The organism is Streptomyces triculaminicus (assembly GCF_017349075.1).
In the GTDB taxonomy this organism is placed as follows: domain Bacteria; phylum Actinomycetota; class Actinomycetes; order Streptomycetales; family Streptomycetaceae; genus Streptomyces; species Streptomyces triculaminicus.
This window is the reverse complement of sequence record NZ_JAFMOF010000002.1, coordinates 1,250,234-1,267,163: the sequence shown is the minus strand read 5'-3', so window position 1 is coordinate 1,267,163 and position 16,930 is coordinate 1,250,234. Positions and strand designations below refer to the sequence as shown.

Genomic DNA, 16,930 nt, shown 5'->3' with positions numbered 1-16,930 from the left:
GGCACATCATGCGGAATGTCTTCGTCCGCACTCCACGGCCCCCAGCCGTACTGCTCCCACGACGCCGTCATCGCCTTGCCCTTCACTGCCTTCGCCTTCACTGCCTTCGTCGGCGGCCATTCTGCGGCACGGCGGTCCGGGCCCGAACGGTCCCTCGGTTCTCAGGAGGTTCCTCCGAAGAGCTGGGTCCAGTACGTGCCGGCGCGGCCGCCGGGCGCGTACCCCACTCCCAGGTGGGAGAAGCCCGGCGTGAGGATGTTGGCGCGGTGGCCGGGGCTGTTCATCCAGCCGCGGACGACCTCGGCGGGCGTGCGCTGGCCGCAGGCGATGTTCTCCCCGATCGCCCGGTGCGCGGCGCCCGCGGCCCGCGCGCGGTCCCAGGGTTCGCGTCCCTCCGGGGTGGTGTGGGAGTAGAAGTCCCGGCGGACCATGTCCGTGCTGTGGTCCCGGGCCGCGGCGGCCAGGCGGGGGTCGGCGGCCAGCGGGGGCAGGCCGGCGGCGGCCCGTTCGGCGTTGGTGAGGGCGAGCACCTCGTCCGTCGCCTGCTGCAGGCCGGCGGCGGAGTACGGCCGCGCCCACAGCACCGTCCAGTACATGAGTCCGCTCCTGGCGTCCACCGCGTGGCCGGCGCCAAGGTGCGTGAACGCCCCGTCGCCGAAGGGGGCACGGCGTTCGTGCCCCGCCCGGCAGTAGTCCACGAACTCGGCGGCCGTGCGCGGGCCCGAGACCAGGTGTTCGGCGAGGACGAGGTAGGTGTAGCCGGCGCCGGTCACGCGCTGGAAGAGCGAGTCCCCGCCGGGGCTCTCGGCGGAGAGGCGGCCGTGCGCGGCCATGTCCGCGGCGTGGACACGGGCGGCCGCGGCGAGCCGGGCGTCCACCGCCAGCGGGCGCACGCCCGCCCGGGACCGCTCGGAGTTGACCAGGGCCAGGAGCCCGACCGATCCGGCGGATCCGCCGGCCTCGTCGGCCTCGTCGGCCCCGGCCTCGTCCTCGTCCTCGACGACGTCGATGCCGAAGTCGCGGGCGATCCCGGCCAGTCCGTCCGCGTAGCCCTGCCCCAGCGCCCGTATCTTCCATCCGCCGTCGCGCGCGTAAAGCTCGGCGAGCAGCAGGACGGTCTCGGCGGCCGGCCGGGGAGGGGCGAACCGGGCCAGCGGCCGGCGCCCATCACCCGTAACGGTCATGACGGGCGGGGGCAGCGAGGCCAGCGGGGTGTGGGCGTCGGCCGGGCTGAGGACGACCGTGACCCGCACGGCACCGGGCCGCAGCAGGGCCGGGTCCACGGTGACGGTGTCGCCGTCCAGGCGCGCGCCGGGTGCCGAGGGTTGGTTGAAGAACACGAAGTCGCCGTCCCCCGACGTCCTGCCGTCCGTTCCGGTGACGATCAGGGAGACGTCGAACGGACCGGGCACACGGATCGTGACCGCCCCCGTGGGCAACGCACGGTTCCCCCCGGCCACCAGCTCGTTCATCACCGCTCCCCCGTCCTCCCGTTCGCCCGCGCCGGGCCCCTCGGGAGGAGCAACGCGGCCCGGACCGGGGCGGTTCCCCACGGGCGGGGGCGGCTACGGCCGGGAGCGACGAGTGACAGGAGTGCCACGATGTGAAGCCGTGACCCGCCTCGCGCCGGGCGTGCGGACCTTCCCGGCGAGGTCACCGACGCGATCGTCGTTGCCGCCGGCGGTGATGCGCCGGCTGCTCGACGAGGCGGGGGTGCCGCCGGCCGGCGGCGCTACTCCGCCCGCCGCTTGCTCGCCGTGACCGTCTGGGCCATCCCCGGCAGGAAGTCCGTGAACAGCTCGTGCACCTCGTGGACGAGCGGCCGCAGGACGCGGAAGCGTGCCAGGGCCACGCCGCGCGTGGTCAGCCGCGCGCCGCGCTCGGCCAGCCGGCGGCTGCGCTCGAGGCCGGGTGAGCGGTCGAAGACCCAGTACAGGACGAGGCCCATCTGGGACAGCCACATCAACTCGGGCAGTATGTCGGCGAGTTCGGACGGCACCTTGGCCTTGGAGCCCGCGAGCACCTCCCGGTGCACGGCGATGGCCGCCTCGCGCGCGTGCTCGGATTCGGGCGAGAAGGGGCTGAGGGGGCTCTCCGGGTCGGCGGCGTTCTTGAAGAACTGGGCCGCGAACTCGTGGTACGGCGCGGCGATGTCCAGCCACGCCCGCAGCACCCCGGCCAGCCGCGCCTCCAGGTCGGTCTCCCGGTCCAGCACCTCGCGGACCGCCGCCTGGTGCTCGGCGGCGATCCGGTCGTAGAAGCCCTGGATCAGGTGTTCCTTGCCGGCGAAGTAGTAGTACGCGTTGCCGACGGAGACCCCGGCCTCCTTGGCGATGGCCCGCATCGTGGTCTTGTCGTAGCCCAGCTCCTGGAAGAGCCGCATGGCGGTCTCCAGGATCAGGGTGCGGGTCTGCTCGCTCTTGGCCGGCCGGGGCTCGTTCTCTGTGGGCACGATCAGAGCCTAATCGGGCACCGCGCAGCCACTGTCGCAGGCCGGGGCGCCCAGGTGGATCCAGCCGTTCGCCGGATCGTAGGCCCAGCCGCTCCGCCCGCCGTACACGTCGTGGCCGGGCTTCGCGGCGCCCCGCCGCCACCGCGCCCCGCGGTACTTGGCCGCGGCGAGCACCGCGCCGCGCGCGACGCGGAGGCCGGAGGGGGTGCTGAGCCGGTACGCGAGCGGCCGGTGCTCGGCGAGGGCCCACAGGCACGCGATCCAGGCGCCGGGCCCCCGGTGGATCTGGCCGCCGTCGCCGACCACGGTGATCTCCTCGAGGGTGGCGGCGTGGTCCAGGGCCGGGAAGCGGCGCCGGGCCTCGGGCGACCCGGCCGGCACCGTGTCGAGCGGCACCAGCTGCCGCTGCCCGGTGAGCCAGTCGCGTACGAAGGCGCACAGCGGGCACTGCGCGTCGTAGAGCACGGTGAGCCGGCGGACCGGGGCGCGGTGGGCGCCCCGGCCGGCGGCGGCGACGGCCGTCATCGGTCTCAGAGCCCGCCGGTCGGCGCGGCCCACGCGTCCTGGCCGCCCGTGTACCCCGCGGGCGGGACCGGCGGGACCTGCTCCCGCTCGAGCATGCCGCGGCGGCGGAACCTGCCGAGCGCGAACACGTTGCCCAGGTGCATGACGCCGAGGACGAGCAGCACGACGCCGAGCTTCTGCGACAGGGCCTCGAACACGCCCCGGGCGTCGGCGACGGTGGTGTCGTCGCGCAGGTACAAGGCGATGAACCCCAGGTTCACCAGGTAGAACCCGACCACCAGCAGGTGATTGACGGCGTCGGCGAGTTTCTCGTTCCCGCGCAGCACGTCGGCGAGGAAGATCCGCCCGTTGCGGCTGAGCGTGCGCGCGACCCAGACCGTGAGCCCCAGGCTGCACAGCAGGTAGATGACATACGCGACGACTGTGAGGTCCACGTCCCCACTCCTTTGAACGCGTTCAAAACTCTGACAACAGCGACTGTAGACCTGTTTTTGAACGCGTTCAAGCGCGGGTTGTCTCTGACCCCTTGACTTTGGACAAATAAGGAGGAAACTGGCGATTACACCAGACAACCGGTGAGAGCCGCACCGTCGGTGGAGACGTCCATCGGCCCGAGTGACCCCCATCTCGGCAAACTGGCTAGGCCCCCGGAGGGCACGCAGCGATATCCGAGCTGGTCAGCGACGACTGGAAGGCTCGAGAGTCGGGGCGAGCACCGGGGGCTGTCGTATGCCCGGACGCAGGCCCGGGCGTACGACCGGAACCGGCCCGTGAGCTACCGGCCGCCGGTCGGGATCTCGAGGCGCCGGCTGCCGTCCAGGACGTCCGCGACGACCCCACCCGCCGACGCCATGACGTCCGCGACGAAGCGTCCGCGCCCCACCCCCAGCCGCCCCAGGGCCGCACCGTGGTCCGCCGCCACGAACAGCGCGGCGCCGAGCGTCAGCCCACGCCAGCCCGCCATCGTCAGCGACCGCAGCGGGCGCGCGGGCAGCTCGGCCACGGAAGCGCGCAGGCGCCTGCAGTGGAACGGGATGTGGCGCTCCTCGTCGGCCAGGATGCGGGCCGCCACCTCGGACGTCAGGGCGTCCCCGGCGCCGTCCCGGACCGCGCGGTAGTACCGCACGGCCACGAGTTCGGCGACCATCAGGGTCAGCAGCTCCATGCGCAGGCCGAGCAGGCGGCGCATGCGCACGAAGACCTTGTCGCTCCAGCACGAGTCGATGGCGCCCTGACCGCCGGCCGCCAGCAGGAGCGCCAGCAGCCGCGCGTGGTTGCGCTCCTCGGCGACGAACAGACGGACGGCCGCGGCGTAGTCGGCGTCCCCCGCACGATCCGCCTTGCCGATGAGGTTCGCCCCGTCGCCGTCCTCGCCGAACTGGAAGCGCTGCAGGCTCCGCCACACCGGCCCCGGCAGGTCTGCGCCCGCCGCCCAGTCGGGGTCGCCGACCCGCTCGCGGTGCTCGGCCTCCGCGATGAAGTGCTCGGTCCACTCCGCGAATCGTGCTGCGTTCATGTGGCCGCCCCGCCCCGTTCGTGATGGTGCTTCAGTGGTTCGGGAACGAGTCAACCAAGCATTTGTTCGGATTTTGTCATGAAGTCGTCAGGTCTTGAGATCACCGGATGCGACGAAGCGGCGTACGCGGCGACCTCGGGCCGTCGCGTACGCCCCCGTCGGCGCTCCGGTCAGAACGTCACGGCACGATCGTCCAGCGCTGACGGGCGTCGTCGCTGCAGGTGCCGATCGTCACATAGCCCGTCTCCCGCGCCGACGGCACCAGGCACAGGTGCGCGGCCTCGTTGCGGAAGCGGAGGGTGCCGTCGCCGTACATCTCCGCCTGCCAGCGATGTCCCGTGCCGTCCGTCTTACTGCCGCGGCCGGTGCAGTCGTGCAGCACGGAACGCCCGCCGGGATGGGGCTGGACGCTGTCCACGACGTCGATGCACCTTCCGCTGCCGCGTCCCTTGATCCGGACGAGGCTGTCGCCGCTGCCGGCGTACTGGATGTCCCATCGCTGGGAGCTGACCTCGTTGCGCCGGCGGGTGGTCAGCGGGGTGCCGTCTCCGCCGCTCCCGCTGAAGTTGTCCAGGTAGAGGCCGTTCCACGCACGCAGCCGGATCCGCTCCTCTTTGTCCTCCCACGCGCGCTCGGGTACGGCGCGGGAGTTGTCCCACCACTGCTGGGCGGGCATGTCACTGCACTGGTAGGCCACGACCGGCTGCTCGTTCCCCGTACCGGTCAGGCACAGGTCCGGGTAGAGGGAGTTGTGCCAGCGCAGCGGGCCGCCGGGCGCGCCCGGGTCCTCGGGGTGCCACTGGGCCCCGGGCGACTCGCACGACAGCATGAGGATCGGGGACATCGGAAAGAACGGATTGACTCCGGGGCACGTCTCGTCGGCGGCGAGGGCGCCGGACGCGGCTCGGGGACTGTTGCCGCGGGCGAAGCGGTACCAGTGTCCCCGCGTGGTGTCCATACGGAACCGCTGCCGGGCGTTGTACGCCTGCAGGCGGGTGGTCACACGGTTGTTGTTGTCCACGTCGAGGACCAGCCCGGTCCGGGCGTTCTCCAAGGCGGAGGAGAAGTTGTGCACCGGGCCGTCGGGCGCGGCCGGTACGGGGGTGGGGGCCGGTTCGAACTGGACGGGGTAGTGGTCCGAGCTGCGCCCCGCGGGGATGTCCGCGTTGAACCGGGGCGTGCCGCGCGTGATGGCGTAGTCGAGTTCGCCGCCCCGCTGGTGGGTGGAGCGGCGGGGCCGGGCCAGCTGCTCGTCGGGCCGCAGGTGGAGGCTCTCCCGGGCCTGCCGGTCGGTGCGGTTGCGGATGTCGAGATTGAAGTCGCCGACCATGACCCAGTTCTCGCCCGCCCGGGTGGCGGCACGGATGCGCCTGAGCAGGGGGGCGACGTCCGCGCCGCGCGCGTGGACGTTGTAATAGACGGTGTTGCCGATCCGTACGCCGAGGGCGCGGCGGTAGCGGTACTCGTTGCGGGGCTCGTCGCGGTTGTACAGCGGGTTCTCGATGATGCGGACCTCGTCCGCGCGGGTGTGGGTGACCACCGCCAGGTTGACCCGGCCGCCTCGCCAGCGGTCCCGTCCCGTGGTGCTGTCGCGCTGCGGGTCGGTCTGGAGGAAGTACACCTGGCGGCTGTGGTGGCGGTACCGCCACACCGTGTGGTTCACGTGGTCCGGCAGGCCCGCCGGGAACGGGCCGGGAATGCGGATCGACTCGCCGACGCCGTGGCGCTGGTGCGCGGCGGGAGGCGGCCCGTTGCCGGCCTCCTGGAGGGCGACGACCTCGTGATGCATCGTCAGTGGGCCGACCTCGCCGTTCCAGCGCAGCCCGTTGTCGGAGCCCTGCATGTTGTAGCCGGCGAACGGCAGGCTGCCGTCGTTCGGCGAGGCCGCCGTCTTCGTCGGCAGGTCGTCCGCCCGCGCCGTGGAGCCGCCCGGCCCGGGTGCGGCGCCGACCAGCAATCCGGTCGCCAGCAGGGCGGAGGTGAGGGCCGCCGTCAGCCGCGATCGGCGTGGTCCGGAGCGGGCCCTGGCGCGGGGCGGTGGTAACGGTAATCGCATCGTGGTCTCCTCGTGGAGTGGTCGGGTACGAAGAACCGCAGGAACGATCCGCCCATAATCGGAGAGTTCATGTCAAGGGCCCTTCGTACGCCACTCGCCCGCCGGGAGGAGGGAGCGGGTCAGCCCACGAAAGTGATCTGTACGAGCGTGACGGTGCCGTCGCCGATGAGGATGACGCCCGCCGTACGGCCGTGGGCTATCGTGCGCAGCACGCCGTCGTCGACGCCGTAGACGGCGGAGTGGGCGAGCGGGTCGGCGAGGGCGTCGAGGAGGCAGACGGCGAGGTCACGACGTGCCGCGTCGGGCAGGTCCCGGTAGGCCGCGTGGAGGCCCGGATCGATGCGCAGCCTGTAGGTCACGCCTGTGAGACTAGCCAGCCGGCCGGTGGCCGGGCGGGCGTTCGCGCCGACGCGTCCCGGTCGTCGGCCCGCGTCGGGGGCGCCGCGCGAACGACGCCCCAGACGGCACCGGTCAGGTGCGGTAGGCGTAGTACACCGCGTCCGGGTAGGAGGCGACGATGCTCGCCACCGACTTCCGGTACGTGTTGGTGGAGTGGTACGTGACGTACGGCACGCCCATGCGGCTGCGGTAGGTCGTGATCATGGAGTGGTCCTTCGAACCGTCACGGTCGAAGTCCATCTGCAGGATGTCGCCCACCTCGAGCTGGTAGACGTTCGAGAGGGTGGTGACGCGCTTGGAGTTCAGCGCGTACCAGGACCACTCGTTGGCGCCCACCCAGGAGTCCGACTGGGCCTTGGGGTCGTACCACCACGTGCGGTAGTCCGAGGCCGGGCCGGTCTCGTTCTTCCAGCCGCCGGCCTTGAGGGCCTGGCTGATGAAGTTGGTGCAGTCCCCGCCGTCCGCGTTGAACTTGCGGTAGGAGGGGTTGTAGTTCCGCCAGTACTTCTCCGCGTAGGCCGCCATGGCCGCGTAGTCGTAGCCGGAGGTCGTCTGCTTCTTCGGCACCGCGCGGGCCGGCCACGAGGTGGCGGCGCGCGTCGCGCTCGGCGTGGAGCCGGCGGAGGCGACCGGCTTCGCGACCGGCGCGTTGACGGCCCGCAGGCCGTTGTCCGTGGAGCGGATGCCGGTCAGCTCCCACTTCCCGCCCTTGGAGGCGGTGAAGCTGAGCTCGTGACGGGCCTTGAAGCCCGTCGTCGACGGCTCGTCGCCCTTGACCCGCTTGTAGGTGAAGGTGGTGGTCTCGGTGACCTCCACCGTCGCCCGGCCGTCCTTGACCTTGGTGTCGTCGACCGAGACCTCGGTCCTGGCGGCGGAGTACGCCTCGCCCAGCTTGGCGAGGAGCTTCTTGCGCGCACGCAGCGAGGTCACCGCGGTGTCCTCGCTGTGCGTCAGACCCGCCGAGACGCGGACGTTACGGCCGGCCTTCGGGCCGGCTATTCGCTCGGCCGCGCGCGGGTCGTCCACGAGGGCCGCCGTGCGCTCGGAGAGCACCGTCTGGGCGATGCGGCCGAACGAGTCCACCGTCCCGTCGTCCACGGAGTTCTTCTGCGACGCACCGGCGGACCAGGAAGGCAGCAACGCCGCCGAAGCGGCCACCGCCAGACCCACCCCCACGGCGGATCTCACTATCGCTTTTCTCACGAAGGGTTCCCTTTCACCCCGGCCCCCCACGGGCCAGGGAAACGGAATCCTCGCACACGGATGCGTATCTGTGGACACATTCTCGGAATGTGCATCCGAGACCTGGTCAGATGTGCTCATCCCATGCACTCTGCAGACGAACTGACAGCGACGCGGCCATAACCGGAGGCGACTTCCGGCCCGGTCGGGAGCCCGCCGAGCAGCCCGGTTAGGCTCCCCGCTCATGGATCACCGCCCCACCTACCCGGCACCGCCGGGCATGCCCTACGCACCCCCACCCGCACCCGTGCCGGAGCCCGCCTCCGCGCCGACGGGCCGACGGCGGCGCTTCCGGGTGCCCAAGCCCGACTTCGACGCCCTCTTCGCGAACAAGGGCCTGCTGCTCGGCCTGCTCCTGTTCCCCTTCCTGGTCGTCGTCGCCTTCCTCGCGCAGTTCCTCGAGCTCCTCTACTACGCGGGGTGGACGGTCTACGCGATCGTGATGAGCCCGTACTGGTCCGTGCGCGCGCTGTGGCACGCCTTCGGGCCGGCCACGACGCCGCAGGAGCTGACCCGCCGCGCCGAGGCCCGCGCGACCGTCAAGGCCGCGTTCGGCTGCCTGGGGATCCTCCTGATCCTCGCCGTGGTCGTGCTGGGCATCATGATCTGGATCGGGCTGAAGCAGAACCTGACGGAGGCTGCCGGAGGCCGGGCCGGGACCGGGGCCGACGGCGGCCGGCTGCGGCAGACGGCCTGTCAGGCCGACGCCCTCCAGTGCTTCCACGCCTACCGGGACGTTCCCGGCGAACCCGGTGAGTAGCTCCTGGGCAGCCGCGGGCGTGCTCCGGCCCGTACACGCCGACGCGCTCACGACGGATCGTGGTCGCCGTCCTCCCCGCTGGTGATGTGGAGAGCTCCGTCGCGTAGGAGTACGTGGCGGAGCGCATCGTCGTCGACGGTGACGCGCGCATGGCCGGCGCCCTGGAACGCCTCGGTCCGCAGCTGGAACCGGGCGAGACCGGTGCTCCGCGCGGACCGCAGGCGCCACGGAGTCCCTGCGGCGTCTTCGGGGTGAGGCGGCACGGCCAGGTGCACGAGGGCCGAGGAGTCGTGGTGGGTGCCGTAGCGGGTGTGCGCCGCGGTGTACATGGCCAGCCGGAGCTCGGACTCCGGCGGACCGGGAAGCGCCCAGGGGGTGGGAGCGGACCGCCGGGGCGCACCCACGGCCCGGGCCGCCCGGGCCTGTTCGCGGAGGTCGGCGACGAAGTCCGGTTGACGGCAGGTCACATCCAGCACCTCGGCGATCCATTCGGTCAGGGCCGGTCCGCCGCGCCGGGCCCAGGTCTCGATCAGCCGGCGGAAGGCGGCTTCACGGCGGAGGTGCGGGCGGTGCCCGCCCGCGGCGAGGACCGCCTGCCCCGCACCGGCGAAGACCCGCTGCAGCACGCGCACCGGAGCCTGGTGCGCGTGCTGGTGGTAGCGGACCGTGCGGATCTCCAGCATGGCGTGGTGGAGGAGGGTCGCGGCGGCCATGGCGTAGTCGCCCAGGTCTCCCTCCCGCGGAGGACCGGCGGGAGCGGGCCGGCTTTCGCGGGGCGGTGTGGTCGCGTCGGCCCGGCGTCCGGCAGAGGACAGGTGCCAGCAGCGGTCGTCGGGGCTGACATCGGCCGTCGCCGCGCGGAGCGCGCCGCGGGCTCCGATACCGATCGACGTCCCTTCCGCGTCCGGCCGGAAGGCGACGCCCCGGGCGTCGCGGGAGTCGAAGCGGACCTCCGTGATGTCGCGCAGCCGTATGGCCAGCGTCGCGCTCTCGGGAGAGTCGTCCGGAGAGGTCTCGTCGTCGACGGGATAGGACCGGCTGACGGCCAGTTCGAGACAGCCGGTCAGACGGCTGCCGGCCCGCTCGACGTGGAGGGAGCGGACCTCCGCCGACGGCAGGTCGTAGTCGGCGGCCAGGCTCTGCGCGGTCCGCGGCGTCATCGCCATCACCGGGGCCATGGCCCGCCCTTGGTAGTCGCGGCTTCGCGGGCGGGAGCAGCCCGTCGACCGGGTGTCCGGCGGCCGCGGCCTGCCCCAGCACCCAGGCCCGACGCTCCTCTCCGAGGCCGGCCATCCACTCCAGCGCCGCCAGCGCCCGGTGCTCCCGCTCACTGGGCGTGTCGGCCGTCGCCGCCCGGAAGAAGGGCAGGGAGTTGCTGTCCCACACGTCGGCCGTCGAGCGGATGAGCTCCCGGTCGAAGCGGCGGGCGTCCGCCGAGGCCTCGCCGATCTGCGTCAGCGAGCGATCCAGCAGCGCCCCCAGCACCGCGAGCGCGGAATCCCCGCCGTCGAAGTCGATCACGACAAGATCGTCGCACGGCACATGATCACGCAGGACGGCACTCGGTCTCAGCCGCCGACCGGCAGGCCCCGGGATTCCTTGATCCGCTTCATGATGATCTGCGAGTTGACCTCGGTGATGCCGGACAGCGTGGTGAGGCGTTCGATCCACAGCCGTTCGTAGGCGGTGATGTCGGCGACCGCGATGCGCAGCAGGCAGCCGGGGCTGCCGAAGAGGCGGTAGGCCTCGATGACGTCCGGGATGTCCTGGAGTGCGGCCTCGAAGGCCTCGACCGCCTCCCGGTCGCGTTTGACCTCGATGGAGACGAGGACCTCGAAGCCGCGCCCGACGGCTTCGGGGTCGATGACCGCCCGGTAGCCCTGGATCACCCCGTCCTGCTCGAGCTGCCGGACGCGGCGCATGCAGGGCGAGGAGGTGAGGCCCACTCGCTGGGCCAGTTCCTGGATGGTCAGCCGACCGTCGTTCTGCAGCTCGCGCAAGATATTTCTGTCGATCTGGTCCATGGCGCAATTGTTCACCATGGCCTACGCGCATCCGGGCCGGAATCCGCGATCCCCCGCGCGGCCGTGCCGCCGGTCCGGGTGCGCGCCGGGCTGCGCGCCGGGTTCAGACGGTGCTCAGACGGTGCGCGGCGCCGTGTTCCATGGCGCGAACGCGTTGCTCAGGCCCGCCAGGGCGGGGCGCAGTTCCGGGTGATGGCGCAGCAGGACGGTGAGCATCGTGTTGTCGTCGATCCACGCCATGCCGGCCTTGGAGTACACGGCCGGGGTGTAGTACTCGGTGAAGAAGCGGTCGCTGTTCAGGCGGCGCGAGGCCATCAGGATGAAGATGCGGAACGCCGTGTCGCTGAAGGCGAATCCGGCCGGCAGCGTCTCGGCGAACATCCCGACGGTGAGGTCGACCTTCTCCACGTCGCCCGCGTAGAGCCGCTTGATCTCCTTGGCCCATGCCGGGTTGTCCGTCAGCTCCTCGAAGCACTCGGCGGGCTTCATGCGCAGCAGCCGCCGGAACTCGTTGTAGCGGGGGACGCCCATTTCGCGGTTGCGCAGGATGTCGGTGGCGGCGAGGTCCTGCAGATGCCCGTCCGGGCGCTCGTACTCCTGCAGGAACCGCGGGAAGTTGTGGAGGGTGACCAGGCCCGGGGGGAGCGTGCCGAAGCTGTAGAGCAGGTCGGCGGCGTCCACGGTCTGCAGGACCTGGAGCGCCTTGGGGCCGGCGATCTCGCGGAAGGTGCATTCGCGCAGCGTGGCGTTGTCCGCGGCCGAGCGCAGGTGCCAGTCGTCGCGGATGAGGGGGTGCATGCGGTAGACGGCCACGAACTCCTCGGTGAGGGCGTACGGGATGCCGTAGTGGTCGGTCTCGCCGCCCGGGATGCCGCTGATGATCTCGCTGTCGCTGACACGGCCGAAGAGGTCGTGGACGCGCTCGCCCGCCAGGCCCCACCAGTTGGTCCGCAGTGCCTTGACGGTGGTGGGGTGGCTGATGACGGCCGGGGTCCACTCCGTGGTGTGGATCTTGGCGAGGAGGGCGGCGTTGACGAGGCGGGCCCGCTGGAAGAGCTCCTCGTCGTCCCAGGCCGGGTACGCGGCGTGCAGCTGGTCGCAGATCGCGTTGTGCTCCCGGGTGAACAGGTCGTGCATCATGGCCAGGCCGAGCCAGAAGCCGGGGATGCTCGAGGGGTCGGTGGCGGGGCCCGGCGTGGGGCGCTCGTCGTCCCAGAGGTAGAGCTTGCCCAGGGTTCCGGTGCGCAGCCGGCGCTGTTCGTCCGCGTCGGCGCCGTAGATCTGGGAGGCGTCCCACCAGTGGGAGAAGGCGTTGACGCGGGTGTCGGGGGTGCCGGCGGGCGCGTTGGGGTCGCGGGTCGGGTCGTCCGGGGTGCGCATGATGCGCATGGGGCGTTCCGGCCAGCGGTCGTCGGCCATGAGGGGGACCTCCCAGGGCCGGTCCGTGGGGCTCGTGCCGTGGCTGAACCAGTCGCGGATCATGAACTGCAGCCAGGCGGCGACCAGGGAGTTGACCGTAGTGGCCGGGACGAGCTCGTGGCGGGTGAACAGGGCGCGGCTGACCTCGCGCGGGTTCGGGCTCGACAGGACGTCCTCGGGCTTGGCCGGGGCGATCCGGTCCAGCGGGACGTTGCGGCCGAAGCGGGTTCCGGCCATGCCCATGCGCGGCTCGTCGAGGTCGTTGTGGCTGCCGTCCGCGGTACGGGCGACCCGGTGCTTCGCGGACGGGGGCGCGGGGTCGGGGAGGTTGACGGAGGGCAGGTGGGTGGTGTCGTGGAGGTTCTCCCGGCGGTACCTGACGCGCAGCCCGAGGATGGTCAGCAGCCCGGGGATGACGGCCAGTTTGTCCCAGCCGACGCGCCGGTCGACGTAGCCCGCGAGGCCGGCCAGGAGCCGCCACGGAAGGCTGGAGCGGTAGCCGGAGCCCCGGGGGGTGCATCGTCGCGTGCTCATGGTCGTACTCCTCTGGCTGTCCCTGGTCAGGTCGTCGGGGGCGGTGAGGGGGTCCTGTCGCTGCGGGCCGCGTCGGCGAGGATCACGTCGCTCGCCTTCTCGCTGATCATGTAGACCGGCGTGACGATGAAGAACCCGGGGATGCGGGGGAAGACGGAGGCGTCCACGATCCGCAGGCCGGACACCCCGCGGACCCGGAACCGGCTGTCGACGACGGCCGACGGGTCGTCGGCCCGGCCCATCCGGCAGCTGCAGGACGCGTGGTGGCCCCACGCCTCGTCCTGGACGAAGCGGCGGATCTCCTCGCGGTCGCGGACCTGCGGGCCGGGCCACAGCTCCTTGACGATCACCGAGTCGGCCCTGCGGTTCATCCGGCGGACGAACTCCACGGCGTCGGCCATCGCCTCCAGGTCCCGGCCGTCGGTGTCCGTGCCCTCGGTGAAGTAGTGGAAGTCGACGTCGGGTGTGTCGCGCGGGTCGTCGGAGCGCAGCCGCACCCGGCCGCCGGTGTTGTGCGTGCGGCTCTTGAGGATCGCCCAGGTGAAGCGGTCCCGGTGGCGCGTCAGGTCGAGGGAGTAGCCGGGGCGGTAGCCGCGGAAGTCGAAGGGGCCGCCGAAGACGAACAGGTCCGGGGCGTCGAGGTCCGGGCGGGACTTGCGGGTGATGCCGACGACGGCGCCGTTGGTGGTGTACAGGCCCTCGCCGCGCCGCCAGGCGCGGTAGCAGCGGTCGGGTTCGGCCCCGGGCCGTGGCGCGTGGAAGTCGCAGTCCTTGACGACGGGGAACTCGCGGTCCATCTCGCTGACCACGCCGACCTCGTAGCGGTCCTGCAGGTTGGCGCCCACGCCCGGGAGGTCGACGCGTACGGGGATGCCGTGCCGGCGCAGCTCCTCGGCCGGGCCGATGCCCGAGAGCATCAGCAGCTGGGGGGTGTTGAAGGCGCCGGCCGCCAGGATCACCTCCCGGGAGGCCAGGATCGTGCGGCGTACGGGCGGCGGCCCGGTCGCGTCCCCGCCGCGGGGGTCGGCCCGGTAGGCGTGCGGACGCTCGACGCACTCGACGCCGACGGCCCTTCCCGACTCGTCCAGCAGGACTCGGGTGACCAGCGTGTCCGTGCGGACGGTCAGGTGGTCCGGGTGGCCGGCCGCGGCCGCGAGGACGCGCTCGCGCGCGGCGCCGCGCCGCCCGTTCGCCGTGGACAGCGGGATCTGCCACAGGCCCTGCAGCCCCTGGGTCTGGACCCGCCAGTCGTTGGGGTCGACGAAGGAGCGCAGGCTCTCCGCCGGGGACAGCGGCCGGCCGAGGAAGTCGGCGAGGGTCTCCTCGGCGGCGGAGAGGATGACCTTCAGCAGCTGCTTGTCCTGGACGATGAGCTCGGGATCGGCGAGAGCGGTCGAGAGCCAGCCGTCGAATCCGTGCCGCGAGTCGTTGCGGTATGTGGCGGCGATGAAGGGCAGATGCCGCAGGAGTGCGGCCAGCAGAGGATTCGCGGGCGGCTTCCTGGGCGCGGACCGGTAGGTGCAGCGCTCCAGGCGCTCGAAGTAGCGGCGCATGACGCTGCTGCGCCAGGAGGCGTCGCCGGTCTCCTCCGCGATCGCGTCCCAGTCACGGTTGTACGGGTAGACGGTGATCAGGGCGTGGTGGGCGGTGCAGCCGCCGACCGTCCCGGCGCGCGGGTAGAGGATGCCCTTGCCGGGGACGAGCTTGCTGTCGCGCTGGTGCTGCTGTTCGTCGGCGTAGTGCCGCACGAAGTAGTCCCAGCGCTGGACGGGGTCCTCCGAGGCGTCCGCGTGGAAGGCGGGCACCGCGTAGTTGTCGTTGTCCTCGGCGCGGCCGGCGTCGATCAGCAGGACGCGCGTGCCGGCGGCGGCGAGGTTGGCCGCCAGGGGGCCGCCGCCGGCGCCCGCGCCGACGACGACGTAGTCGAAGCCGGTCTCGGTGGCGGGGGCGCCGGGCTCCGCGGTCACGTCCGCTTCCTCTTCCCCGCCCGCTTCCCGCAGCAGCGGTGGGAGGGGGCGCCGCACCCTTCGACGCGGTCCGTCGCGGTGGCCGCCAGGACCGTGTTCGTGGCCGAGATGAGCGTGGTCAGGGCGGCGGTGCGGGGTGCCACCCGTCCGGTGACGCCGAGCAGGGCCGCCGTCGCGGTGTCGCTGCCGTGGATCACGACGCCCTCGCGCAGGTCCTCGCGCAGCCGCTCGCCCCGATGGGTGAGCAGGTCGAGGCCGAGCAGGATCGTACGGATCCCGAAGAGCCGGAAGGCGTAGACGGCCGCCGGACTGAGCCGGCTGCCGGGCTCGAGGCGCCGGATGAGCGTGGCGGGCATGAGCAGGCCGCTGACCCCGTTGAAGAGCCGGACCCCTGCCAACGCGTACACCGAGGCGGGGCGGCGGCCGGCAGTGTGCTTGGCCATGGTGTCTCCCTGAGGGTGCGGTGGCTTCTACGGCGGCGGAAGCACCGGCGAATACCCCGAATACGGGCAGAAAGGCCGCTCCCGTCCACGCTAGGGGAACGACCTTCCCGGTGCACCTCGGGCCCGGCCCGCCGGGGCCCGCCCCTCAGCCGGCGGCCCGGACCGGCAGGTGACGTGCGAAGAAGGAGAGCAGATGGCCGCGCACCGCGGGCACGCTCACCGCCGGGTCGACGCCGCCGACCAGCTTGACCCGGTCCCGCGCCGTCATCAGCCCGGCGGCCTGCAACTGGGGCGCCATGGCCGCGTAGTCGGTGAACACCCAGTGCGCGGCGTCGTCGATCCGCAGGCGGCGGGTGCGGCCGCCCGGGTGGGCGAGCATGGCGCCCCAGGAACGGTCGATGTCCCCGTCGCGGAAGCCGTCGGTGCCCAGCAGGAGCAGCGGCCGGTCCACCCCGTCGCGCGCCACCGGGAACAACTCCCCTTCCTCGCCCGGCGCCTGCGGCGGATGGTTGAGATAGCCCTCCAGGTCGACGGCGGCGCCGATGCGCCGGTCCTCGTACATCGCCTCGGCGGCGGTGGTCCCGCCTGCCGAGTGCCCGTACACGCCGACCCGCCGCGGGTCCAGCGCGCGGCCGAGGCCCTCCGGCAGCCGGCGCCCCTCCGCGTCCGGGTTCCGGCCGGCGGCCAGCGCCCCAAGCCGGTCCAGCACGAAGCGGACGTCCGCGATCCTGGTGGCGATCAGGGCCCGGAAGAAGGCCGGGTCCTTCCGGGGATCCCCTCTCAGCACGGTGTGCCGGACCTGCGGCCGCCACGGCGCCCGGCAGGGGAAGGCGACCTCGGAGGCGTCGCCGGGATGGTCGACGGTCACCACCGCATAGCCGTGGCTCGCCAGTTCCTCGGCGGTGGTGGTGCCCATGGTGCGCGGGTCGCCGCCTCCGGGGCTGTACAGCAGCACCGGCCGCCGCCCGGCCCGCGCGGGCGCGCCCGTGTGCGCGTGCGTCGGCGTGGCCGCCCAGTCCACCCCCGCCTTCGGCAGCTCCGGATGCAGCAGAGGGTCGATGATCTCCCGGGCCGCGCCCACGCTCATCTGCGGTGCGCGCGGGTACCCGTGGACGGTACGGGCCGGGTAGAACACCGTGACCATCACTTCCCGGACCGGGATCGCCGGATCCCACGGATCCTTTCTGGCGCGGTCGACCAGGTGGAGCTCGGTCGTACCGATCGGGTACGGGCCGGTCGGCGCCGGAAGTCGGAGGGTCGGCCCGGCCGCCTGCCGCTCCCCCGGCCGAGCGACCGCGCTCCCGCCTCCGCCCCCTCCCGTGACCAGCAGCGCGGCCGCCGCGACGGCCGACGCGGTGACGGCCCGCCGGCTCACTCCGGGCACGCCTGCACCCCTGCTACCACCGGTGTTCGTAGTGGCGTTCGCGACGGCATCCTTGCGGAACATGACGTCCCCTCACTCCTGTGACCTCGGTCCTTGCGCCTTGCGGCGGCCCCCTGCGTGAATGGCGGGGGCATGACCGAATGCTGGCGCCCGGCCCGGGGCGCGGGCGAGGGTTGAGGCCTTGACCGAAACGATGGCGCGGCGTCGCC

15 protein-coding genes are annotated in these 16,930 nt (G+C 72.5%); 1 reads left to right on the top strand and 14 read right to left on the bottom strand.

The genetic code is table 11. From position 1 onward, the window contains the following. Nucleotides 1-161 precede the first annotated feature (161 nt). The 8 genes from J1792_RS15780 to J1792_RS15745 all read right to left on the bottom strand — a co-directional run bounded on the left by J1792_RS15780 (nucleotide 162) and on the right by J1792_RS15745 (nucleotide 8,151). Nucleotides 162-1,472: a CAP domain-containing protein gene (locus J1792_RS15780; RefSeq protein WP_086566803.1), complete on the bottom strand. Its 1,311-nt coding sequence runs from the start codon at nucleotides 1,470-1,472 to the stop codon at nucleotides 162-164. 260 nt (nucleotides 1,473-1,732) lie between these two features. Beyond that, a complete protein-coding gene (locus J1792_RS15775; RefSeq protein ID WP_242646200.1) occupies nucleotides 1,733-2,383 on the bottom strand; it encodes a TetR family transcriptional regulator in 651 nt (216 codons plus the stop codon). A 78-nt stretch (nucleotides 2,384-2,461) separates the two neighbouring features. Further along, a complete protein-coding gene (locus tag J1792_RS15770) occupies nucleotides 2,462-2,977 on the bottom strand; it encodes a thiol-disulfide oxidoreductase DCC family protein (RefSeq protein ID WP_086566818.1) in 516 nt (171 codons plus the stop codon). Nucleotides 2,978-2,982: 5 nt separating this feature from the next. After that, nucleotides 2,983-3,411 (bottom strand): hypothetical protein, encoded by a 429-nt coding sequence (locus J1792_RS15765; protein ID WP_086566800.1) that lies wholly within the window; start codon nucleotides 3,409-3,411, stop codon nucleotides 2,983-2,985. 341 nt (nucleotides 3,412-3,752) lie between these two features. After that, a complete protein-coding gene (locus J1792_RS15760; RefSeq protein ID WP_086566799.1) occupies nucleotides 3,753-4,493 on the bottom strand; it encodes a ferritin-like domain-containing protein in 741 nt (246 codons plus the stop codon). A 178-nt stretch (nucleotides 4,494-4,671) separates the two neighbouring features. Next, nucleotides 4,672-6,549 carry a ricin-type beta-trefoil lectin domain protein gene (locus J1792_RS15755; RefSeq protein ID WP_207247513.1) on the bottom strand — a complete coding sequence of 626 codons (1,878 nt, stop codon included), beginning with the start codon at nucleotides 6,547-6,549 and terminating at the stop codon, nucleotides 4,672-4,674. Nucleotides 6,550-6,668: 119 nt separating this feature from the next. Then, on the bottom strand, nucleotides 6,669-6,908 hold the full coding sequence (locus tag J1792_RS15750) for a hypothetical protein (protein ID WP_086566796.1): 240 nt from the start codon (nucleotides 6,906-6,908) through the stop codon (nucleotides 6,669-6,671). 112 nt (nucleotides 6,909-7,020) lie between these two features. Further along, complete coding sequence (locus J1792_RS15745) at nucleotides 7,021-8,151, bottom strand: amidase domain-containing protein (protein ID WP_242705132.1); 1,131 nt, start codon at nucleotides 8,149-8,151, stop codon at nucleotides 7,021-7,023. Nucleotides 8,152-8,374: 223 nt separating this feature from the next. Here J1792_RS15745 and J1792_RS15740 point away from each other — a divergent pair, with 223 nt between their 5' ends. Next, entirely contained in the window at nucleotides 8,375-8,950 is a 576-nt protein-coding gene (locus tag J1792_RS15740; protein ID WP_086566793.1) for a hypothetical protein, read from the top strand. A 47-nt stretch (nucleotides 8,951-8,997) separates the two neighbouring features. Here the strand turns inward: J1792_RS15740 and J1792_RS15735 are convergent, their stop codons facing one another. The 6 genes from J1792_RS15735 to J1792_RS15710 form a co-directional block, all read right to left on the bottom strand. After that, a complete protein-coding gene (locus J1792_RS15735) occupies nucleotides 8,998-10,116 on the bottom strand; it encodes a hypothetical protein (protein ID WP_207247511.1) in 1,119 nt (372 codons plus the stop codon). A gap of 402 nt (nucleotides 10,117-10,518) precedes the next feature. Beyond that, a complete protein-coding gene (locus J1792_RS15730; RefSeq protein ID WP_086566790.1) occupies nucleotides 10,519-10,974 on the bottom strand; it encodes an Lrp/AsnC family transcriptional regulator in 456 nt (151 codons plus the stop codon). A gap of 114 nt (nucleotides 10,975-11,088) precedes the next feature. Further along, a complete protein-coding gene (locus J1792_RS15725) occupies nucleotides 11,089-12,927 on the bottom strand; it encodes a peroxidase family protein (RefSeq protein WP_086566788.1) in 1,839 nt (612 codons plus the stop codon). 26 nt (nucleotides 12,928-12,953) lie between these two features. After that, entirely contained in the window at nucleotides 12,954-14,894 is a 1,941-nt protein-coding gene (locus J1792_RS15720) for a GMC family oxidoreductase (protein WP_207247510.1), read from the bottom strand. After that, a complete protein-coding gene (locus J1792_RS15715) occupies nucleotides 14,891-15,337 on the bottom strand; it encodes a hypothetical protein (protein WP_086566785.1) in 447 nt (148 codons plus the stop codon). Before J1792_RS15715 ends, J1792_RS15720 begins: the two co-directional genes overlap by 4 nt. Before the next feature lie 145 nt (nucleotides 15,338-15,482). Further along, nucleotides 15,483-16,721, bottom strand: a complete 1,239-nt coding sequence (locus J1792_RS15710; protein WP_086566783.1) for an alpha/beta hydrolase family protein — start codon at nucleotides 16,719-16,721, stop codon at nucleotides 15,483-15,485. Nucleotides 16,722-16,930: the final 209 nt, after the last annotated feature.